We start from the raw sequence: 20,612 nt of genomic DNA, 5'->3' as shown, positions 1-20,612 counted from the left end.
CCGGACCACCCCGCCGCTGTCGCGCGCTGGTCAACGCAAAGATGGCGTGATTCGCACGACGGGGTCCGCGTCGATACATTCCGTCGGGCTCCCGGTACTGCTAGTGTCGCCCGACATGGCGGGCAAGAGGGCGCCGCGCCCGGTGGGCGGCGGCGACGGGGGCACCTCCGGCGGCACTGTGGACGACGGCGCCCGCGGGGCGGCGCGGCGTACGCAGGGTGATCGCAATCCCTGGTACTGGCTGCTCGCGATACCGGTCGTCATACCGCTGATCACGGCGGTGTACAACACCGCCGAGCCGCGCCTGTTCGGCCTGCCGGCCTTCTACTGGGTCCAGCTCGCCTGGATCGGCCTCGGCGTCGTCGCCACCGCCGCCGCCTACCTGCTGACCAGGGGCCGTCGATGAACGTCACCCAGCTCGCCATCTTCACGGCCGGCTTCCTGCTGGTCGCGGGCCTGGGCTTCGCCGCCGCGCACTGGCGCCGCCCGGCCGACATGGCCCACCTGCACGAATGGGGGCTGGGCGGGCGCAGCTTCGGCCCGTGGGTGACGTGGTTCCTGATCGGCGGCGACCTCTATACGGCCTACACGTTCGTGGCCGTTCCGGCGCTGGTCTTCGGCGCGGGCGCGATGGGCTTCTTCGCCGTGCCGTACACCGTGGTCACGTACCCGCTGGTCTTCCTCGTGCTGATCCGGCTGTGGTCGGTGGCGCACCGGCACGGGTTCGTCACCCCGGCGGACTTCGTCCGGGCGCGGTTCGACTCGCCGACGCTGGCGCTGGCCGTCGCGGTGACCGGCCTGGTGGCCACGATGCCGTACATCGCGCTGCAGCTCGTCGGCATCGAGGCCGTGCTCAAGACGATGGGCGTGACCGGGCACTGGCCGATCGTGCTGGCGTTCGCGGTGCTGGCGGCGTACACGTACCGGTCCGGGCTGCGGGCGCCCGCGCTGATCGCGTTCGTCAAGGACACCCTGATCTACGTGGTGATCCTGGCGGCCGTCCTGTACATCCCGTACCGGCTCGGCGGCTGGTCGACGATCTTCGACGCGGCGGCGCGCAAGTTCGCCGCCACGCCCGCGGCCGGCGACGGGCTCCTGCTCCAGCCGGGCCAGCACCTGCAGTACGTCACGCTCGCGTTCGGGTCGGCGCTGGCGCTGTTCCTGTACCCGCACTCCGTCACCGGCGTGCTCGCCAGTCGCAGCCGCGACGCGGTCAAGCGGAACATGGCGGCGCTGCCGGCGTACTCCCTGCTCCTGGGCCTGATCGCGCTGCTCGGCTTCATGGCCATCGCGGCCGGCGTCACGCCGATCGGGACGGACACCAACACCGTCGTGCCGCAGCTCTTCGACCGCATGTTCCCGGACTGGTTCACCGGCGTCGCGTTCACCGCGATCGGCATCGGCGCCCTGGTCCCGGCCGCGATCATGTCGATCGCGGCGGCGAACCTGTTCACCCGCAACATCTACAAGGAGTACCTGCGCCCCGGGGCCACCCCGGCGCAGGAGGCCACGGTCAGCAAGGTCGCGTCGCTGCTGGTCAAGGTCGGCGCGGTGCTGTGCATCCTGCTGCTGGAACCCCAGTTCTCCATCGACCTGCAACTCATCGGCGGCGTGATCATGCTCCAGACGCTGCCGGCGGTGGCGCTGGGCCTGTTCACCCGCTGGTTCCACCGGGGCGCGCTGCTGGCCGGCTGGGCGGTCGGCCTGGCCGCCGGCCTGGCGATGCTGTACGCCACGCCGAACGCCGCCGGCACCCGGCAGCACTTCGGCGGCTCGGCGTTCGCCCTGTCCCACCTGGGCCCGGACACGAAGCTGACGGTCTACGCCGGGTTCGTGGCGGTCCTGCTCAACCTCGCGGTGGCGGCGCTGGGCACGCTGGTGCTGCGCCGGGCGGGCGTACCGGCCGGCACGGACCGGACGGCGCCGGACGACTATGACGCGGAGGCGCCGGCGGACCTGCCCCAGCAGCGGGTGGCCGCGGCGACGACGGGCGCGGCGACCCACTGATCCGGGCCGCCAACCGCCCACGGCCGGACGGCGGCCGCCTCCGCGCTCCCGGCCGGGCGGGCGGCCGCCGCGATCGCGCGCCGGCGGTTGGCCGGGCGGGCGCTCAGGGGCGGGCGGTGTCGCCGGCCGGCTCGGTCTCGTGGCCCGGCTGGCCGGGGGTGCGGCGGCGCTGCTTCAACTCCGCCTCGTACAGGTGCCGGACCCCGCCCGCCAGCTCCTCCCGGGCCGCGCGCTCGATCCGCCGGAACGTCGCGTAGTAGCCGTCGTCATACTCCTCGACGATCTGGTACGTCCACCGCCCCGCCAGCACGTTGCGCCCGACCAGCTCCCGCTCGATCCGGTCGGCGTACCCGTCGTGCCCGGCCCGGCGCAGCAGCTCGACGGCGGCGTCCAGCTCGAAGTCGGCGGTACCGGTGAGCTGGTGCAGGCTGTACAGGTGCCCGCGCGCCCGCTCGATCGTCTCCAGCGCCTTGCTCAGCCGGCCGAGCGCGTCGACGGTGGTGTCGTCGAGCCCGGGCGGGCGGCGATGCCCGGTGTCCACCGGGTGCTCGGCGTCGGGCGGCGGGGCGGGCGCGTCGTTCGGCATGACCGTCCGCTACCCGCGATCACCCCGCTCCACTCCCCGCGCGCCGCACGCCGCTCAGCCGACGCCGCCGGGTCGGCCCGGCGGCCGGCCCGAGCGGTCGGCGTCGCGGGCGGCCCCCAGCGGTCGGCGTCGCGGGCGGCCGGGGCGGGCTCAGCCGAGCTGGCCGCGGATGGCGCCGCCGGGCGAGTCCGGCGTGTGGAGCTGCAGGTAGTGGATGTCCGGCGCGGCGGCCACCCGGAACAGCACGTCGTTGTCCGCGTCGATGCAGGCCGCGACCCCGTTCCCGGCGATGTCCAGGTCCACGACCACCGGCCCGGCCACCCCGTACGGCCCCTGGTGCACCATCGCCGCCGTCGGCTCGGCCATCCCGGCGTACCCGAGGGTGTAGCAGAGCCGCCCATCGTGCAGGACGAAGTCCAGGCTCGCCGACCCGTGCGCCCCCGCCGGCCCCGGCCGCGGTACGACCTCCTCGGCGGTGAGGTGCACGTCGTGCACGGTGCCGGCCAGCGCGGGGGGCGGCGCCACGACCGCGGCGAGGACGGTACCGGTGGCGATGGTCGCCGCGGTGAGGAGCGTACGCATTGCGGGGTTCACCTTCCGCCGTCGGGCGCGCACCCTGCGCACCACCGCCCGGCAGCGTAGAACCCCGCCGACCCGGCCGCCGCCGCCGCGAGGGGCAGGGCGCGAAGTCCTAACCGGTCCAGTGAAGATCGACAAGTCCGCACGTACCGAATCCACCCCTCATGGGTGCGCCACCCCATCCTCCCGAGCGCGCGGCACGGGGGGGGTGGCGCGGGGGGTCAGGCCGCGAGGCCGAACAGTTCCACGGCGCGGGCGCGGAAGCGGGTCACCGCCGGGAGGGTGGCGTGCGGGGCGAGGCGGCGGTCGAGGTCCCGGACCGCCGCCCGGCAGCGGGAGGAGTCGACCGCGGCGGCCAGCTCCAGCACCCGGCCGGCGGCGGCCGCCGCGGCCTCCACCTCGCCGTCCGCCAGGTGGCCCGCCGCCAGCGCCGCGTGGCTCAGCGCCCCCCGCCGGGCCCGCCCCTGCGCCGCCGCGGCGGCGATCGACTCGCCCGCGAACCGCGCCGTCTCGGCCGCCCGCCCCAGGTCGCGGAAGCAGTGCGCGGCCTCGCCGAACAGGTACGCCGCGTCCAGGTACCGCGCCCACTCCGGCTCCGCGGCACGGTCCACCAGGCCGAACGCCCGCTCCGCCGCCGCCACGGCACCCGCCGCGCCCGCGCCGTCGCCGAGCGCCGCGAGCGCCCGCGCCTCCAGCACGTACAGGTCGGCCAGGCACGCGGGCGATCCGGCGTCGCCGATCCCCTGCCGCCCGACCCGGGCCAGCGCGAGCGCCTCCCGCGGGTGCCCGAGCAGGTTCGACTGGTCGGACATGCCGGCGAGGATGTGCGCGCCCAGCGCCGCCGCCCCGGCCTCCTGCGCGAGCCGCAGGGCCTGGATGAGGTACCGCTGGGCGAGCCCGTGCGCCCCGTCGTCGTAGGCCATCCAGCCCACCAGGTACGCCTGCTCGGCCGCCGCCTCCTGCACGGCCGCGCGCACGCCGGGCTCGTGCTCGCGCGCGACGAGCGGCAGCACGTACCCGTTCAGGTACTGCACCAGCGCGGTCCGCGCGTGCCCGCCGCCGCGCATGACGTCCAGCTCCTGGAACAGCGCGAACATGTCCCGCACCCCGGCCACCTCGCGCAGCCCGATCCGGCGCGGCCCGCGCTCGGTGGCCAACTCGGCGAGCTGGGCCAGCAGCCAGTCCCGGCTGGGCCCGCCGAGAGCCGCGACGATGAACGGCGCCTCGATCGCCCCGCGCCCGTCCGGGTCGGCCCGCCCGAGGTCGATGATCGTGTTGATCGCCCCGCCGGCCGTCCCGGCGTACCGCAGCCCGCGCGCGGCCACCGACTCGCCGTCGCGCAGGCCGAGGTCCGGCGGCGTGACCCGCCGCCCCAGCCGCTCGGACAGCACCCGGGCGATCAGCGCCGGCACCGGCGGCCGCGGCCGCTCGCCCTTGCGGACCCAGCGGTGGACGGCGGTGTAGTCGTACCGCAGCGCCAGCCCCTCGTCGGCGCCGGCCGCGTTGATCCGCCGGGCGAGCCCGGCCCAGGAGCAGCCGGCCTCGGCGATCAGCGCGCCGAGCGCACCGTTCGGTGTGGACGTCGTACCCCCGGACATCGGCACCTCCCACCGCGACGCTACCGCCCGCCCGAGCGGCGCACCATGCCCACAGCACCACCCGTTCCCCGCATGGTCCCGCACATGGGGACAGCCGCGCCCGCGTCCACTGTGCTGTAACGATGTCGCCGCACCCACGCCCGCCGGGAACGCTGACCCCCGAGCACCTGCTGGCCCTCGCCGCGCTGGTCGACCAGCGCCCGGCCACCCACACGTCGTGGCGGTACATCGCCGAGTCGATGGCCCACGAGCTGCGCCGCCTCGCCGCGGCGGCGACCCGCCCGCCCGAGGTCCGGTGGTGGTCGGGGCAGGTGCACCCGCACATCCGGCACGCGCGGCTGCCGCACGGCGTACCGGGCGTCACGGTGGACCTGCACAGCCGCCTCGTCCTCGACGGCGTCGCCGCCCTGCTCCCCCGCGACGCCGCCCTGCGCGGCTGGGCCCTGATCAGCGGCGCGGCCCTGTGCGACGAATGAGCCCGCCCCGCCGCCGATCCAGCCGGCGCGGGGCGGATCCGGGGCGTCGAGCCGGGAGTACGCCAGCGGCGGAACGGCTTGCCGCCGGTACCGCGGGCGGCCAGGCTGGCGGGCGTGACCGACGCCTCCGACCTCGCCGCGCTCCGAGCCGCGGACCGCCGCCTCCAGGCCGCGCAGCTCGCCGCCGACGCCGACGCCCTGGACCGGCTCATCGACGACCGGCTCCGGTTCACCGGGCCGGACGGGCGGATGTACACCAAGCAGGACGACCTGGCGCTGCAACGCTCGGGCGAACAGGCGTTGACCGAGGTCACCGAGGAGGGGCTGGACGCGCTGGTGGCCGGCGACACCGGGGTGACGTGGTTCCGCGGGCGGCTGGCGGGGCGGCTCCGGGGCGAGGCGTTCACGGCGCACGTCCGCTACACCCGCACGTGGATCCGCAGCGGCCCCGACTGGCGCCTCCTCGCCGCCCACGTCAGCCCCGCCGACTGACCCGGCGGACGCCCGCCGCGACGACCGGGCGGGTAGCGCGTCCGGCGGTACGCGTTCCCGTCGCCTCCGACCGGTCGCCGGTCACCGCCGGCCACCACCCGCCGCACGGCGGACCGATCGGCCCGGTTTGCCGAATGGCTGTCGAGTACCGGACAGACCCATGGGCTTCCGCCCGCATCGACCCGCAGGGTGGGCGCAGGTTGCCCCGCCCGATCGCCGGTCATGCGGTACCCCGGCCGGGTGGCGCACCGCCGCTGTTCGCTCACCACGGGAGGAAGATCGATGAACGCACTACCCAGCCGTCGACCGTGGCACCGGCGCGCCGCCGCAATCGGCGCGCTGCTCACCGCCCTATCCCCGATCGCCGTACCGGCACCCGCGCTGGCCGATGCCGTGCCGGACTACGTCGCGATCTCCCGCGCCACCCCGACCACGATGCCCGAGAACCCGCCCGGCAGCGAGGGCGCGATCCGCGCCACCCTGAAGTTCCGCGGCCTGGCCGCCGGCGACACCCGCAATCTCCGCGCCGAGGCCGTCGTGGGGAATTCCAGGGTGAACGGCGAGCCCGGCCGCGTATCGGTGAGCATGAAGATCACCTGCAACAAGATCGGCGGATCCACCCTGCCCACGGCCGACGTGTGGCCGGGCGGGCCGAACCTGCTGCGCGGAGGGCCGGACAAGACACTGATGGGCCGGATTCTCTTCCGGGCTCCCGAGGCGGGCGACTACGAGTGTCACGAGCGCGTCTACGTCGGCCGCGATCTGTCGGATGGGGAGGAGACCGCCGCCCTCGTCTCCGGCTTCCTGGGTGACATCAGCGGGCCGATCGACCCGGCGCACAGCCGCCAGGTCGTCTCCGACACCCCGGCCAACCTGTACTTCGACAACGGCAAGGACGCGCAGGTCAACGTCCTGAGCGGCTACCGGACGGCGGCCAACGCGACGTCGTTCGTCGCCGTCTCCGACATCTACACGACGAGCTGCTACCAGAAGGACAACCACTGCCCCACCGGCAACCCGGACTCGTCGGGGACCGACACGGCCCGGATCTACGCCCGGCTGGTCGCCACCCCGTCGGTCACGACGGGGTCGTGTGCTGTCCAGGCGACCAACCCGACGACCACGTCGGTCAGCCGCTCGGTGCACCACACGCGGATCACCCAGGCGCTCGTCGTCAACCTGCCCGCCGCCGGCTGCGGCACCTGGACGATCAACTCCTACGTCAAGGACGACGGCGGCAAGCTGCCCTTCGTGGTGAACACCGCCAACCCGTACACCGTCACCTACGCCCGCCCCGCCTACTGACCTCGGCCGCCATACGGACCCGGCCCCGGAATTCGACGGTGCGGGGCCGGGTCGTCAACGCGGGAGATGGTCCCTGACCATGCGGAGTCGCTCCGCCAGTACGGCGAGGTCGGGCTTCCCGCCGGACCGCGGATCGAGGCCATGCAGGTGCAGTCCCGCCAACTCGGCGCCGCCACCCAGCTCCGCGATCTCCCGGATCAGGTCGTCGCATGGCCAACCGAAGACCGCGAGGTGGTGGACGACAACGTCGGTGACCGGGCTGTCCCCTGGTTTCCCGTTCGGCATACCGCCGATCGTGCCAGACCCGCACCGCCGCGACCCGCAGGCCGCTCGCCGCGCCTGCGGGTCGCGGCCGGACCGGCCGACCCCGCGGGCCCGGCGACGGTCGCCGCCGCCGTGCCGCCGCACCGGACGGGCCCGCCGGACGGACCCCGAACGGCAGGGAGCGGCCGGTGCCGGACGGCCCGATCGGGCCCTACCGGGACGGCGGGTGCGCGGCGGGGTCGGCCGGGACGCGGAACAGGGTCTGCTGGCCGGCCGCGACGAGCACCCGCTCGTCGCCCGGGTCGCCGAACACCTCCAAGCGGCAGATGGTCAGCGTCCGGCCGGACCTCAGCACGGTCCCGACCGCCTCGATGTGCGCGTACGCGGCGGGGGCCAAGAGATTGATCTTGTACTCCACGGTGAGCACCTCGGTGTGCGCGGGGAACAGGGTGAGAGCCGCGTAACCGCCGGCGGTGTCGGCGATGGCGCTGGTGGCGCCCGCGTGGATGTAGCCGTGCTGCTGGGTCACCTCGGGCCGGTTGGCGAGGGCGATGCGCACGCAGCCCGGCCCGACGTGGGTCAGCCGGGCACCGAGGTGACGCATCAGGCCCTGCCGCGCGAAGCTGGCCCCGATGCGGTCCCGCACCGCGGCGTCGGGCGGCGGCGGGCTGCCCGCGTCCCCCATGGCTCCCCCTCGAACGTCTCCGGGCCGACCACCGTCGCGGTGGTCGGATCACTGCCTGCGCCGAGCACGAAGTGGCCCCCCAGAGAATTCTCTGGGGGGCCACTTCCGTTGTAGCGGGGACAGGATTTGAACCTGCGACCTCTGGGTTATGAGCCCAGCGAGCTACCGAGCTGCTCCACCCCGCGTCGGCTTGTTAACAGTAGCGCACCCACCCACCGCCCGCCAAAACGGCTCCCCACCCCCCATAGCCACCCATCGATAACCCCAGCTCAACCCCCTGATAACCCGGAAAGCAGCGGGCCGCCACCGCCGCGTCAACGGCGATGGCGGCCCGCTCGGCCGACCGCGATCAGCGCCCGCCGGACGCCGCCCGCGCCGCCTGGTAGTTCCGCATCGCCGTCTCCAGCCGCTGCAGCGCCCGCCCGTACCGGGCGAAGTCCCCGGCCTGCTGCGCCGCCCGGACCTCGGCGATCGCCCGGTCCAGCTCCGCCGCGGCGGCCGCCACGCTCGGCGGGGTGGCCGTACCGGTCGGACCCGGTGTCGGGGTCGGCGTGGGGGTGGGGCCGGGGGTCGGCGTGCCGCCGCCCGGCGGTCGGTTCCGCCCGGCGGCCAGGAGTTTCTCGAGGCCCTCGGACAGCGTCGACGCGATCGCCCGGGCGTCGCCGTAGCTGACCATGACGAACTGCAGGGTCGGGTACGCGCGCACGTTCGCCGTGCTCTTCACGTACACCGGTTCGACGTACAGCATGCCGTTGTCGAACGGCAGGGAGAGCAGGTTGCCGTACTCGACCACGGCCTTGCCGTCCGCGGTCAGACCGTTGAGGATCGGTCGGATCTGGCCGTCGTTGACCATCTCCTGGTGTACCTGGATCGGACCCGCCACGACCGAGCTGGACGGCAGCTCGGCGACCTGGAGGGTCGGGGTGCCCTTGTCGTCGTACGAGCCGGACAGGACCGCGGCGAGGTTCTGCCGGTCCTTCGGGCTCAGCGCGGCCGTGAGCTGGAACCGCGGGGCGGCCTGGCCGGGGAGCTGGGTGAGCAGGTAGTACGGCGGCTGCTTCACCCCGGCGTCCGGCAGGGCCGGCGCGTTGGGCACCTGCCACAGGTCCGACTCGCGGTAGAAGGCGCCGCTCTCGGTGACGTGGAACCGGCTGAACAGGTTGCGCTGGACCTTGAACAGGTCCGCCGGGTACCGCAGGTGCGCCATCAGCTCCGCGGGGATCTCGGCCCGCGGCTTGACCAGGTCGCCGCCGAAGGCGGCGTTCCACGCGCGCAGGATCGGGTCGGTCTCGTCGAAGGCGTACAGGGTGACGGTGCCGTCGTACGCGTCGACGGTGGCCTTCACCGAGTTGCGCAGGTAGTTGACGTCCTGCCGCTGCTGGGCGACCGTGCCGCGGCCGGTGGAGGCGTCCGAGGTGGCGGCGGCCAGGTCGACCTGCTGGGCGTACGGGTAGGTGTTCGCGCTGGTGTAGCCGTCGATGATCCACTGGATCCGGCCGCCGACGACCGCGGGGTACGGGTCGCCGTCGAGGGTGAGGAACGGGGCCACCTTCTGCACCCGGTCCCGCGGGTCCCGGACGTAGAGCAGCTTGGACTCGTCGTTCACCGCGTTGGACAGCAGGAAGTTGCCCTCGGTGAAGCGCAGCGCGTACAGCAGCCGCCGGGTCAGCGAGCCCACCTCGATGCCGCCGGCGCCGGCGTAGGTGAAGTTGACCTGGTCCTCGCCGCTCTTCGCCTGCTCGGCACTGGTCGGCCGGTCGAACTCGACGTCCCGGCCGCCGGGCTGCTTGCCGACGATCGCGTACGGCGGGAGCTGCTCGCCGTAGTACACCCGGTGCTCGGTGACCGGGATCTGCTCCTTGTCGGCGTTGCACTGGCTGTCGCCGCCGCCGCGCGCGTCGTCGGTGAGGAAGCCGGAGACGAACGCGGGCTGGCCGTTGCAGACCCGGTTGGCCGGCGCGGCGACCAGGCCGTACCCGTGGGTGTAGACGGTGTGCCGGTTCTGCCAGACCCGCTGCTGGCCGCTCAGGTGGTCGTCGGCCACCTCGCGGACGCCGACCACGTAGTCCTGGAGCTTGCCGTCGACGACGTACCGGTCGATGTCCAGCTTCTCGCCGAAGTCGTAGACGTTGCGCACCTGCTGCAGCGCCGTGAACGTCTCCGAGACCAGGTCGGGGTCGAGCAGCCGGATGTTCGGGACGACCGCCTTGTCGGTCTTGAACGCGGCCTCCCGCGGCGAGGTGTTGGGCCCGTCGTACGGCGTCGACTGCACCCCCTCCAGCCCGAACGCCGTCCGGGTGGCCTTGATGCTGCGGTCGATGTACTCGGCCTCCTTGCTCGGCACGCTGGGGCGGACCGAGAAGTACTGCACGCCGGCCGGGTACAGCCCGCCGATCGCCACCGCGGACACCCCGAGCAGGGCCAGCGCGATGCCCGGCCAGAGCAGGTTGCGCATGATCGCGTGGGAGAAGACGAGGATGGCGATGGCGACCAGCACGGAGATGTACGCGAGGATCTCCTTGGCCGGCAGCAGCGCGTTGACGTCGGTGTAGCCGGCGCCGTACAGGTTCGTCGCCTCGTTGTGGCTGAGCAGCAGCCCGCGCCGGTCCAGCAGGTACGCCACCGCCTTGGCGGCCACGAACAGGGCGACCAGCGTGGTCAGGTGGGCCCGCGCCCCGTTGGTCATCCGGTCGCCGACGCCCTGCAGCCGGACCCCGCCGAACAGGTAGTGCACGGCCAGCGCGCCGACCAGCGACAGCACCAGGGCGGTGAAGACCGCGCCGAGCAGGTACCGCCAGAACGGGTACTCGAACACGTAGAAGCCGACGTCCACCCCGAACTCGGGGTCCGCGACGCCGAAGTCGCCGCCGTTGCGGAACAGCAGCCACTGCCCCCACTGGGCCTGCGCCGACAGGCCGGCGAAGACCCCGACCACGGCCGCCGGGAGGAGCAGCCAGGTGGCGATCCGGGGGGTGAGCAGCATCCGGTACCGCTCCAGCGTCGCCTGCTCGTCGGAGTGCGGGCGCAGCAGCGGGCGCAGCCGGTACGCGAGGTACAGGTTGCCGCCCACGACCAGGCCCATCCCGACGCCGAAGGCGAGGAAGAGCACCAGCCGGGTGAGCAGGACGGTGGAGAAGACGCCGGTGAAGCGCACCTCGTCGAACCACAGCCAGTCGGTGTACGCCTGGACCGCCCAGCTCAGCACGCTGAATAGGATGAAGGCCCCGGCAATGACGGTGATGGCCGCTCGGCCCCGGCGGTTGACCCGGGGCAGCGGTGCGTTCCTGATGACCACGCCCACAGCGTACGACGCGATCCCGGGACCGGCCGCGACCCGCGGGCCGCGGCGCTCAGCAGGGCTTCGGCGGCCGCCCCGCGCGGATGTCGGCCAGCGCCGCCAGGGCCTCATCCAGCGTGGACACGCGGGCGAGGGTGAGGCCGGCCACGGGGTTGGCCGCGGCCTCGGCGCAGTTGTCGGCCGGGGCGAGGAAGTACGTGGCGCCGGCCGCCCGGGCGCCGACCAGCTTCTGCGGGATGCCGCCGATCGGTCCGACCTTACCGGCGTCGTCGATGGTGCCGGTGCCGGCGATGACCTTCCCGCCGGTCAGGTCCTCCGGGGTGAGCTTGTCGATGATGCCCAGGGCGAACATCAGGCCGGCGCTGGGGCCGCCGATCTCCTCCGGTACGTCGATCTTGAGCTGGAACGGGTGCGGCTGCTCCTGCTCGATCTCCACGCCGATCCGCGGCGGGTCGTCGCCGGCGCCGCGGCTGACCAGCGCCGCGGCGGCGGGCTTGCCGGCGCGCTCGTACGCCACCCGGAAGCGGGTCCCGGCGGGCGCGGCCTGGATCGCCGCCGTCAGCGCGGCCCCGCTGTCGATCTTCTTGCCGTCGACCCCGGTGACGACGTCGTCGGCGCGCAGGACGCCCTCGGCGGCGCCGCCGGGCACGATCCGGCTGACCCGGATCCGGACGGGGAAGCCGAGGTGGCGCAGCGCGGCCGTCTCGGCGCTGGTCTGGGAGCGGGCGAACTCCTCCTGGTTCTGCTTGTCCACCTCCTTCTCGTTGCGGCCCGGCGGGTAGATCAGCTCCCGCGGGACGACCGCCTCGCTCCGGTCGAACCAGGCGGCGATGGCCGCCACCAGGTCCGTCCGCCCCTGCACGCCGACCGTGGTGAGCCGGAGCTGACCGGCCGAGTCGGAGGTGGCCCGGCCGGTGACGTTGATCACCTGCTTGCCCTTCTCGGTGCCGACCGTGTCGACGGTCGGCCCGGCACCGAGGATCACGTACGGGACGGGGGCCGACAGCAGCCCGGCGAGCAGCAGCCCGACGAGGACCGCCCCGACCAGCACCGTCACACCCCGACGTCTCATGCCGGCGAGCCTATCCGCTGCCGGCGCGGACGCCGGTGTCGGTGGTGCCGGGGCGGCGTACCGTGGAGTGGTGCCCGACATTCCTTTCGGCTTCAGCCTCCCCGGCCAGGGTCCCGACCCGGCCGATCCCGCGCAGCTCCAGGCCATGATGAGCCAGCTCCAGCAGTTGCTGGCGACACCCGGCGGCGGCCCGGTCAACTGGGACCTGGCCCGCCAGCTCGCCGCGAACGCGCTCGCGCAGGAGGGTGATCCGGCGCCGTCGCCGTACGACCGGCACGCCGTCGACGAGGCGATCCGGCTCGCCGACCTGTGGCTGGAGCCGGTCTGCGCGCTCCCGTCCGGGGTGCAGACCACCGAGGCGTGGAACCGCAACGAGTGGATCTACCGCACCCTCGACGTCTGGAAGAAGCTGTGCGACCCGGTCGCCGGCCGGATGGTCGCCGCGATGGGCGACCTGGTGCCGCCCGAGGCGAAGGCCCAGTTCGCCCCGATGCAGGCGATGATGGCCAGCCTGGGCGGCGCGATGTTCGGCGGCCAGCTCGGCCAGGCGCTCGCCTCGCTCGCCGCCGAGGTCCTCTCGGCCGGCGACATCGGGCTGCCGCTCGGCCCGCCCGGCGCGGCCGCGCTCGTCCCGGCCAACATCAAGACGTACGGCGACGGCCTCGAACTGCCGCCCGACGAGGTCCGGCTGTACGTGGCGCTCCGGGAGGCCGCGCACCAGCGGCTGTTCGGGCACGTGCCGTGGCTGCGCGGGCACGTGCTGGCGACGGTCGAGACGTACGCCGCCGGGATCCGGGTGGACCAGGACCGGATCGAGGAGGCCCTCGGCCGGGTGAACCCGATGGACCCGGCGAGCATGCAGGAGCTGGACCTCAACGGCGTGTTCGCCCCCGCCGACTCCCCCGCCCAGCAGGCCACGCTGGCCCGGCTGGAGACCACGCTGGCGCTGGTCGAGGGCTGGGTCGGCCACGTCGTCGACGCGGCGGTGGACGGCCGGATCACGCAGGTGGACCGGCTCGCCGAGGCGTTCCGGCGGCGCCGGGCGGCCGGCGGCCCGGCCGAGCAGACGTTCGCGGCGCTGGTCGGGCTGGAGCTGCGGCCGCGGCGGCTGCGCGAGGCCGCCGAGGTGTGGACGGCGCTGACCCGCGAGCGCGGCGTGGCCGGCCGGGACGCGATCTGGGGGCACCCGGACCTGCTGCCGACGGCGGCGGACTTCGCCGATCCGACGGAGTTCGCGACGGCGACGAGCGAGGAGATCGACTTCGACGCGCTGACCCGCGATCCCGGCCCGACCGAGGAGCCGCCCCCGGCGGGCTGACCGCGCTCGTTCGCGCTTCGTTTGCGCTCGGCCCGGCGATTCGCCGGGCCGAGCGTCGTTGCGGCACGGGTGGCGGCGCAGCGAGCGCGGCCGGGGTCCGAATCCGCGGTCTCGGCTAGTCCACGGTGTCGGGGCCGCGGTCTCGGCCAGCCCCCGTGGCGGTGTCGGGCTCCGCGGTCCCGGCGCCGTCGGTATCGGCGTCGGCGTCGGCGTCGGCGTCGGCGTCGGCGTCGGCGAGGAGGGTGCGGGTGGTGTCGGCGCCCGCCAGCGCCGGGGTGAGGGTGGCCAGGTCCGCGGGGTCGCGCAGGCGGCGCCAGCCGGCGGTCACGGCGACGTCGGCCGGCCGCGGCGCCGCGGCCCGCACCGCCGCGGCCGAGAGGTCGTCCAGGCCGGCGGCGGGCAGCCAGCCCGGCGCCGGCAGCCGGCTGGCGAGCCCCGCGAGCGCGGCCCGGCCGGAGGCGTCGGGGGCGGCGGCCACCGGGCGGGAGGTCAGCGGGCGGAGGAGCTTGCCGACCAGCAGCGGCGGCAGGTCCGGCAGGTCGGCGGCGAGCAGCACGGCCGACGTCGCCCCGCCGGCGGCGGCCGCGGCCAGCACCGCCGGCGCGGTCAGCGCGGGGAGGGCGAGGACCGCCATGCCCGGCCAGCGCAGGGCGGCGGCGAGGTCCCGCTCGGCGTCCCGGACGGCGATCGCCACCCGGACCCCGGCCAGCGTTCCGGCCAGGTCGATCGTGTCCTCGGCCAGCGCGGCCCGCCAGTCGGCGGGGGCGACGCCGGGCGGCGCCCAGGCGGCGGGGGGGCCGAGCACCACGACGACGACCCGATCCACCACATCGGACACCGTACCGGCGCCGACCCGCCCGCGCGATCACCCGGCGCGGCCGGCCCGCCCGTCAGTCGTCGAGGGTGAGGGCGGTCGCGGCGGCGACGCCCTCCAGGAAGCCGCGGGCGCGCTCGGCCTTCGGGTACCGGCCGACCAGCGACCAGAAGACCTCGTTGTGGCTGGGCACGACCAGGTGGGTCAGCTCGTGCAGGAGGACGTAGTCGACGACCCAGTCCGGCATCTCCTGGATGCGGTGCGAGATGCGGATCGTCCGGTCGGCCGGGGTGCAGGAGCCCCAGCGGCCGCTCTGGTTGTGCACCCACCGGATGCTGACCGGCATGGCGCTCTCGCCGTGCTCGTCCAGGTACTGCGAGATCAGCCGGCGGGCGCGGGCGGCCAGGTCGGAGTCGGTACGGCGGGCGCGCTGCTCCCTGGCGGCGAGCCGGGCGAGCATCTTCTCCACCCACTCGGACTCCTCGGCCCGGGAGAACTTGTCCGGGATGAGGACGACTACGCGCTCTCCGTCCCGATAAGCGGACACCGTTCGCCGCCGGCGCTGACTGCGCCGTACTTCGACCACCGGCTTGCGCGCCCCGCCCATCAGTGCTCCGCGCGACTCCGAACGACGTTCACGCTGGCACGCTAGCCGGTAAGGGGCAGGGGGCCGCAAGACTCGACACTCCGTACCCCGCCGGGAAATCGACCTTATGCGCCGCAGGTCCGAATTTTTCTCCGACCGGGTGCTCAGCGCTCACCGTTTCGTCAACCGTACGGCGTGTCCCGACTAAGTTCGCATACACGGACGATCGGGACATGCACACTCAATTGGCCGGGGCTCCCACCCGGCGACGACATGAAAACGCGCCACCTCGGGTACCGAAGGAGGCGCGGACCGGCGGCCACGACGAGTGGACGCACCAGCCGTCGACCCGCCGCCGGCGTCCCACCGGGCGCCCCGGCGCGCGACGGACGAGACGAGGAGGACACCGTGGCCCAGAACTACGAGGGTTACTGCGTCAAGTGCAAGGAGAAGCGCACGTTCGAGGGCAACGTCACGGTGTCCAAGACCGGCATGGAGATGGCCAAGGGCAAGTGCCCGGTCTGCGGTACCACCGTCAACCGGATCCTCGGCAAGGCGAAGGCCCAGGCCTGATCGGCGCGCCGGAGCACTGATCGGCGGCGAGCCGGCTGGCGGACGGGCGCGGGCCCGGACACCAGCCGGCTTCTGCATGCCGCGACCCCGATGCGTGCCGCGACCCTGATCGGGTGCGGGCCGCGACCCTGATTCGAGTACGGCGTGGGGCTCGCGCCGCGAGCGGACTCACGGACGTCGCCGCACCGGGCGCCCGCGTTGTCCACCGTCCGCGGCGGACCCGGGGCGGCGAAGGATCGCTGCCCGCCGATGAGGCGACTGTCGGGCATCCGACAGGCCCTGTGGATAACCCGCCGCCGCGGGCGTTCGGTCGGCAATGACCGATACCTCCTGTGGACAGCGCGCACCGCCGCCCCGCCGGATCGTGGGAGCGTGCCGCCATGCCCACCGCGATCCGCCCCACCCTCGTCCCCGGCCTGCCGCTGCTGCGGCGCGGGCCGCGCCTGCTCCAGTTCGGCGTCGAGCCCGGACCGCACTGCCTGATCGAGCTGCCGCACCCCGCCCTGGCGGCCGTCGTCGACCTGCTCGACGGCGGGCACACCGTCGCGGCGATCGTCCGCCGCGCGGCCGGCGCCGGCGTACCGGCGGGCTGCGTGCACGACCTCATCGCCGCCCTGCGCCGGGCGGGCGTCGCGCTGCCGGCCGGCGACCTGCACCCGCCCGGCCTGCCGCCCGAGCGGCGCCGGCGGCTGGCCGCGGAGGCCGCCGCGCTGGCGCTGGCCGAGCCCTGGCGCCCGCCCGCGGCGGCGCTGACCGCCCGCTCGGCCGCCCGGATCCGCCTGGAGATCGTCGCCGGTACCGCGCCCGCCGGCGCCGAACTGGGCACCGTCCTCGCCCGCCTGCTCGCCACCGCCGGGGTCGGGCGCCTCGACCCCGTCACCGCGCCGGCCCGGCGGCTCGCGATCACCGCCGCCATCGCCGACGTGGCCCCGGACGTCGACACCGGCCGGCTGACCCGCCGCGCGAGCGCCGTCGTCCACGTGGGACTGGACCGGCCGGCGACGCTGGTCGCGCTCGGCCACGCCCGGCGGCGGCAGCCGCACCTGGTCGTCGGCGCCCGCGGGCCGATCGTCGCGGTGGGGCCGCTCGTCCCGCCGGCCGGCGGCCCGTGCCTCGGCTGCCTCGACCGGCACCGGACCGACCGCGACCCCGGCTGGCCCGACCTCGCCGCCCGGGTCCTCGCCGGTACCGCGCCGGCCGGGGCGGTGACACTGCACGCCGCGGCCGCGTACGCCGCCGGCCAAGTGCTCGCGCTCATCGACGGCCGGGCGCCGGACACGATCGGCGCGCTGGTGGAGTTCGACCGGGACGGCGCGCCGCGCTGGCGCCGATGGACCCACCACCCGCACTGCGACTGCGCCGCCCCCGCAGCGGCCGCCCGCGGCGGCGGGACCCACCCCCGGCAGGCCGGGGATCAGCGGGTACCGGCATGACATCGCCGCCGCCGGCACCATGGACCGCCGTCACACCGGCCACTCGACACTGCGCGGACCCCCGACCGCACACTGCGCGGACCCCCGACCGCGACCGACTCCGGACGAAACCGCGCCGGGCGTGCGCGCGGGAGCGGCGCGGGGACCGGCTCCCCGCGCCGACGGCACCGGGCCGGACGGTCGAGGCCGCCGTCACCGCCCGCACCGGGCGACCGGGCTCGCGCCGGGGCTTCCGGGTGGCGGCGGGGGCGGTGTCCGGTGCCCCCGCCGGGTCCGCCCCGCGGGCTGGCCGGGGGGTGGGCGGCGACGGCCGGAGCACGCGGTTGTGCCGCGTCGGTCAGAATCGGGGCATGAGCGATATCCCCCGCCGGGCCGTGGCCCGGACCGCCAAGCTGGCCGCCCTGCCGCTCGGCTTCGCCGGGCGGGCGGTGCTGGGGCTCGGGAAGCGGGTCACCGGGATCGCGTCCGACGTCGTCAGCGCCGAACTCCAGCAGCGTACGGCCGAGCAGTTGTTCAGCGTGCTGGGCCAGCTCAAGGGCGGTGCGATGAAGTTCGGGCAGGCGCTGAGCGTGTTCGAGGCGGCGCTGCCCGAGGACCTCGCCGGGCCGTACCGGCAGGCGCTGACCAAGCTCCAGGAGGCCGCGCCGCCGCTGCCCGCCGCCAGCGTGCACAGGGTCCTCGCCGAGCAGCTCGGGCGGCAGTGGCGGCGCAAGTTCCGCGAGTTCTCCGACCGGCCGGCCGCCGCCGCGAGCATCGGGCAGGTACACCGGGCGATCTGGCGGGACGGCACCGAGGTCGCGGTGAAGATCCAGTACCCGGGCGCCGGCGAGGCGCTGGTCGCGGACCTGAACCAGCTCGCCCGGCTGTCCGGGCTATTCAAGATCATTCAGCCGGGGATGGAGATCAAGCCGCTCGTCGCCGAGATCCGCGCCCGGATCACCGAGGAGCTGGACTACGAGCTGGAGGCGGCGGCGCAGCGGGCGTTCGCCGACGGGTTCGCCGACGACCCGGAGATCCACGTCCCGCGGGTGGTCGCCGGTACGCCGCGGGTGCTGATCACTGAGTGGATCGAGGGGACGCCGCTGTCCGCGGTGATCGCCGGCGGTACGCCCGAGCAGCGCGACCGGGCCGGCCGGCAGCTCGCCACGCTGCACTTCTCCGGGCCGGCGCGGGCCGGCCTGCTGCACGCGGACCCGCACCCCGGCAACTTCCGGCTGCTCCCGGACGGGCGGCTGGGCGTGATCGACTTCGGCGCCGTCGCGCGGCTGCCCGACGGGCTGCCGGAGCCGATCGGCCGGCTGGTCCGGCTGGCGCTGGCGGGCGAGGCCGAGGAGGTCGTGGCGGGGCTGCGGGTCGAGGGGTTCGTCACCGACGAGGCGATCGACCCGGTCGCCATCCTGGACTTCCTGCTGCCGATGCTGGAGCCGATCGCGGCCGAGGAGTTCCACTTCACCCGGGCGTGGCTGCGCGCCGAGGCGGCCCGGCTGGGCAGCCCGCGCAGCCCGGCGTACCAGCTCAGCCGGCAGCTCAACCTGCCGCCGTCGTACCTGCTGATCCACCGGGTGACGCTCGGGTCGATCGGGGTGCTGTGCCAGTTGGAGGCGCGGGCACCGTACCGGGCGGTGGTGCACGACTGGCTACCCGGCTTCGCGGAGTGACCAGCGGCCGGAAACGGGGGGCGCGCCCGTACGCGGGGAGACGTACGAGCGCGGGTCGGTGTGTGCGGACGGAACAGGTCCGGGCGGCGGGCGTCAGCCGGGGCCGGCCCAGCCGAAGAACGTAGTCATCGCAGTGATACCCCGTGATGTCGAGGGAATCCTCTCGGATCGGTGCACGCCGGGGGCGTGCGGTCAGGGCCGCGGCGGGGGCGCCGGCCCGGGCGCCCCCGCCCGATACGGGGAGGAATCGGGGTGCGGCTCAGCCGTACAGCAGCCGCGTCGCCTCCTGGCGACGGGCCCGTGCGGCGGTGCTGAGCGCGGAGCGGGGTGCCTCAGTGGTCGCCTGTACAACGGACTGAGGCCGGCGCGTTCGCGCCCGCGACAGCGCTTGGTGAAGTAGGTGCAGGCCGGTCAGGGAGCTGGTCATCTCAGTGGTCCTCTCGGGTTGTGGTGCGCTTCTCGGGTGTTGCCTTCTCGGGTGTTGCCGGCCGTTCGTCAGGCCGCGACCGGGGTTCCGGCCAGGCCGTTGGCGGTCAGTCGCGCCGCCACCTCGGTACGCAGGTCCGCGTCGCGGGCCAGGTCGGTCTTGCGGGGACGGCCGCGCGGGCGCTTGCGCGGCACCACGGCCCCCCGTTCGAAGATCTCCCCGCCCCACACGCCCCACGGCTCGGCCCGCTCGACGGCGCCGGCCAGGCACTCGCGCCGGACCGGGCAGTCGCTGCACAGGGACTTGGCCAGTTCCAGCTCGGCCGGGGCGTCGGCGAACCACAGGTCGGGTTCGAAGTTGCGACAGGGCAGTGCGGACAACTCCACCCGGGGCGGTGGAGCCAGGGACAGGGTCATGGCGTCGGTCCTTCCTCGGTCGGCGGTGCGGGCGAGTGGGGCGATCGGGTATGGCTCGGTCTTGATCAACTGGTCACCTGTTCCGGACAAAAAAATTGAGGCCGCGGATCCCGGTTACGGGTTCCGCGGCCTCAAGCGAGCCGAGGGCCTGACAATCAGGCCGGCCTACTTCGAGGCGGAACTCCGCGCAGGGGATCGGTAACGAAACGCTTCTTGGTGCCGGCAGCGGACAGAGTCCGGCCCAGCAGGGTGGTGACGGTGTACGCGATGCCGCGCTCACGCTGGACAGCCGGCTGCGCCGGGGCGCCCGCGCTCGGGCGCGACCACGGCGCGGCACCCGGGATCGGGTGCGCGACAGCGGTGGGCGGCGTCCACGTGGGGCCGACCGCGCTTGTGCCAGTCATGTTGATCTCCATCGGGGAACACCTCCTCGTCGGCTGTCGATCGGGGCTCACAGCGGAGCCCGGTCCGGGTGGGCCCCCGTGCGGGAGCCCGGTTCAGCTTACCGTCCCGGCGGTCGTCGCGGAATCCCCCACGGCCCGGAACACAGGCCCATTGACCTGGAAAAACACTGTCCCGGAAAGCGGTGGACACGACTCCCGAAGGGGCGCGGAATCGAGGCTAAGCCCAACCCCGCACCGGGGGCAAACGTATTTCCGTCGTTTCTTCGGTGGCTACCCGGTCGGATCCTCCGGCGGTCGGCCGGCGACGATCGCCAGCGCGGCGGCGCCGTACTGGGCGATCTTGCGCGGGCCCAGGCCGGGGATCGCCCGCAGCTCGGCCTCGGTGGCCGGGCGGCGCTCGGCGAGCGCGGTCAGCGTGGCGTCGGTGAACACCACGTACGCAGGGACGCCGTGCGCGTCGGCCACCCCGGCGCGCCAGCCCCGGAGGGTGTCGAGCAGGGCCTCGTCGACGTCCGAGGGGCAGTCGGCGCAGCGGCCGAGCTTGCGGTCGACGCCGGCCAGCAGGGTGGCGCCGCAGACCCGGCAGGTGGCGATCCGGACCGGCCTGTCGGGTTTCCGACT

General features: G+C 74.7%; 18 protein-coding genes, 1 tRNA gene and 3 pseudogenes. 9 read left to right on the top strand and 13 right to left on the bottom strand.

The genetic code is table 11. The features are described 5' to 3' along the window. Positions 1-115: 115 nt before the first annotated feature. Together IEY94_RS16685 and mctP are read left to right on the top strand one after the other, a co-directional pair. Positions 116-406 (top strand): DUF3311 domain-containing protein, encoded by a 291-nt coding sequence (locus IEY94_RS16685; protein WP_189171117.1) that lies wholly within the window; start codon positions 116-118, stop codon positions 404-406. Beyond that, the gene (gene mctP / locus IEY94_RS16680; protein WP_189171116.1) at positions 403-2,007 is read left to right on the top strand and encodes a monocarboxylate uptake permease MctP; all 1,605 of its coding nucleotides are present in this window, start codon (positions 403-405) and stop codon (positions 2,005-2,007) included. Before IEY94_RS16685 ends, mctP begins: the two co-directional genes overlap by 4 nt. A 103-nt stretch (positions 2,008-2,110) precedes the next feature. Here the strand turns inward: mctP and IEY94_RS16675 are convergent, their stop codons facing one another. From IEY94_RS16675 to IEY94_RS16665, 3 genes are all read right to left on the bottom strand, one after another. Further along, positions 2,111-2,593: a hypothetical protein gene (locus IEY94_RS16675; RefSeq protein WP_189171115.1), complete on the bottom strand. Its 483-nt coding sequence runs from the start codon at positions 2,591-2,593 to the stop codon at positions 2,111-2,113. Positions 2,594-2,743: 150 nt separating this feature from the next. Then, positions 2,744-3,175, bottom strand: a complete 432-nt coding sequence (locus tag IEY94_RS16670) for a CHRD domain-containing protein (RefSeq protein ID WP_189171114.1) — start codon at positions 3,173-3,175, stop codon at positions 2,744-2,746. A gap of 218 nt (positions 3,176-3,393) precedes the next feature. Beyond that, a complete protein-coding gene (locus IEY94_RS16665; protein ID WP_229784101.1) occupies positions 3,394-4,770 on the bottom strand; it encodes an NsdA family TPR-like regulatory protein in 1,377 nt (458 codons plus the stop codon). 122 nt (positions 4,771-4,892) lie between these two features. Here IEY94_RS16665 and IEY94_RS16660 point away from each other — a divergent pair, with 122 nt between their 5' ends. The 3 genes from IEY94_RS16660 (at position 4,893) to IEY94_RS16650 (ending at position 7,043) form a co-directional block, all read left to right on the top strand. Further along, positions 4,893-5,246, top strand: coding sequence for a hypothetical protein (locus IEY94_RS16660; RefSeq protein ID WP_189171113.1), 354 nt, complete (start codon positions 4,893-4,895; stop codon positions 5,244-5,246). 114 nt (positions 5,247-5,360) lie between these two features. Continuing rightward, positions 5,361-5,738, top strand: coding sequence for a nuclear transport factor 2 family protein (locus IEY94_RS16655; RefSeq protein ID WP_189171112.1), 378 nt, complete (start codon positions 5,361-5,363; stop codon positions 5,736-5,738). Positions 5,739-6,020: 282 nt separating this feature from the next. Beyond that, complete coding sequence (locus IEY94_RS16650; RefSeq protein WP_189171111.1) at positions 6,021-7,043, top strand: hypothetical protein; 1,023 nt, start codon at positions 6,021-6,023, stop codon at positions 7,041-7,043. A 54-nt stretch (positions 7,044-7,097) separates the two neighbouring features. On the opposite strand, the gene IEY94_RS16645 is transcribed toward IEY94_RS16650, so the two are convergent. The 5 genes and pseudogenes from IEY94_RS16645 to IEY94_RS16625 all read right to left on the bottom strand — a co-directional run bounded on the left by IEY94_RS16645 (position 7,098) and on the right by IEY94_RS16625 (position 12,362). After that, positions 7,098-7,328 carry a hypothetical protein gene (locus tag IEY94_RS16645; RefSeq protein WP_189171110.1) on the bottom strand — a complete coding sequence of 77 codons (231 nt, stop codon included), beginning with the start codon at positions 7,326-7,328 and terminating at the stop codon, positions 7,098-7,100. A gap of 190 nt (positions 7,329-7,518) precedes the next feature. After that, positions 7,519-7,992: a PaaI family thioesterase gene (locus IEY94_RS16640; RefSeq protein WP_229784099.1), complete on the bottom strand. Its 474-nt coding sequence runs from the start codon at positions 7,990-7,992 to the stop codon at positions 7,519-7,521. 111 nt (positions 7,993-8,103) lie between these two features. Next, positions 8,104-8,177: transfer RNA gene (locus IEY94_RS16635), tRNA-Met, on the bottom strand. 188 nt (positions 8,178-8,365) lie between these two features. Next, positions 8,366-11,287 (bottom strand): annotated as a pseudogene (locus tag IEY94_RS16630) (UPF0182 family membrane protein); the annotation flags it as partial. A 55-nt stretch (positions 11,288-11,342) separates the two neighbouring features. Then, positions 11,343-12,362, bottom strand: coding sequence for a YlbL family protein (locus tag IEY94_RS16625; RefSeq protein ID WP_189171108.1), 1,020 nt, complete (start codon positions 12,360-12,362; stop codon positions 11,343-11,345). 70 nt (positions 12,363-12,432) lie between these two features. Between IEY94_RS16625 and IEY94_RS16620 the strand changes: the two genes are divergently transcribed. After that, on the top strand, positions 12,433-13,680 hold the full coding sequence (locus tag IEY94_RS16620; RefSeq protein WP_189171107.1) for a zinc-dependent metalloprotease: 1,248 nt from the start codon (positions 12,433-12,435) through the stop codon (positions 13,678-13,680). A gap of 226 nt (positions 13,681-13,906) precedes the next feature. Here IEY94_RS16620 and IEY94_RS16615 read toward each other — a convergent pair. Beyond that, positions 13,907-14,509 (bottom strand): annotated as a pseudogene (locus IEY94_RS16615) (hypothetical protein); the annotation flags it as partial. 61 nt (positions 14,510-14,570) lie between these two features. Further along, the gene (locus tag IEY94_RS16610) at positions 14,571-15,101 is read right to left on the bottom strand and encodes a M48 metallopeptidase family protein (RefSeq protein ID WP_189171106.1); all 531 of its coding nucleotides are present in this window, start codon (positions 15,099-15,101) and stop codon (positions 14,571-14,573) included. 387 nt (positions 15,102-15,488) lie between these two features. On the opposite strand from IEY94_RS16610, the gene IEY94_RS16605 reads away from it, so the two are divergent. The 3 genes from IEY94_RS16605 (at position 15,489) to IEY94_RS16595 (ending at position 18,744) form a co-directional block, all read left to right on the top strand. Next, complete coding sequence (locus IEY94_RS16605; protein WP_189171105.1) at positions 15,489-15,653, top strand: DUF5679 domain-containing protein; 165 nt, start codon at positions 15,489-15,491, stop codon at positions 15,651-15,653. 380 nt (positions 15,654-16,033) lie between these two features. After that, positions 16,034-17,086, top strand: a complete 1,053-nt coding sequence (locus IEY94_RS16600) for a hypothetical protein (protein WP_189171104.1) — start codon at positions 16,034-16,036, stop codon at positions 17,084-17,086. 350 nt (positions 17,087-17,436) lie between these two features. Then, the gene (locus tag IEY94_RS16595; RefSeq protein ID WP_189171103.1) at positions 17,437-18,744 is read left to right on the top strand and encodes an ABC1 kinase family protein; all 1,308 of its coding nucleotides are present in this window, start codon (positions 17,437-17,439) and stop codon (positions 18,742-18,744) included. 495 nt (positions 18,745-19,239) lie between these two features. Here the strand turns inward: IEY94_RS16595 and IEY94_RS16590 are convergent, their stop codons facing one another. The 3 genes and pseudogenes from IEY94_RS16590 to IEY94_RS24360 form a co-directional block, all read right to left on the bottom strand. Beyond that, positions 19,240-19,587 (bottom strand): WhiB family transcriptional regulator, encoded by a 348-nt coding sequence (locus tag IEY94_RS16590; protein WP_189171102.1) that lies wholly within the window; start codon positions 19,585-19,587, stop codon positions 19,240-19,242. A 155-nt stretch (positions 19,588-19,742) separates the two neighbouring features. Next, on the bottom strand, positions 19,743-20,003 hold the full coding sequence (locus tag IEY94_RS16585) for a hypothetical protein (protein ID WP_189171101.1): 261 nt from the start codon (positions 20,001-20,003) through the stop codon (positions 19,743-19,745). 258 nt (positions 20,004-20,261) lie between these two features. Then, positions 20,262-20,483: pseudogene (locus tag IEY94_RS24360) on the bottom strand (HRDC domain-containing protein); the annotation flags it as partial. Positions 20,484-20,612 lie beyond the last annotated feature (129 nt).

Source organism: Pilimelia anulata (assembly GCF_014647895.1).
Lineage (GTDB): Bacteria > Actinomycetota > Actinomycetes > Mycobacteriales > Micromonosporaceae > Pilimelia > Pilimelia anulata.
Note: the sequence above shows the minus strand (reverse complement) of the source record. Positions and strands in the feature narration are given on the sequence as shown.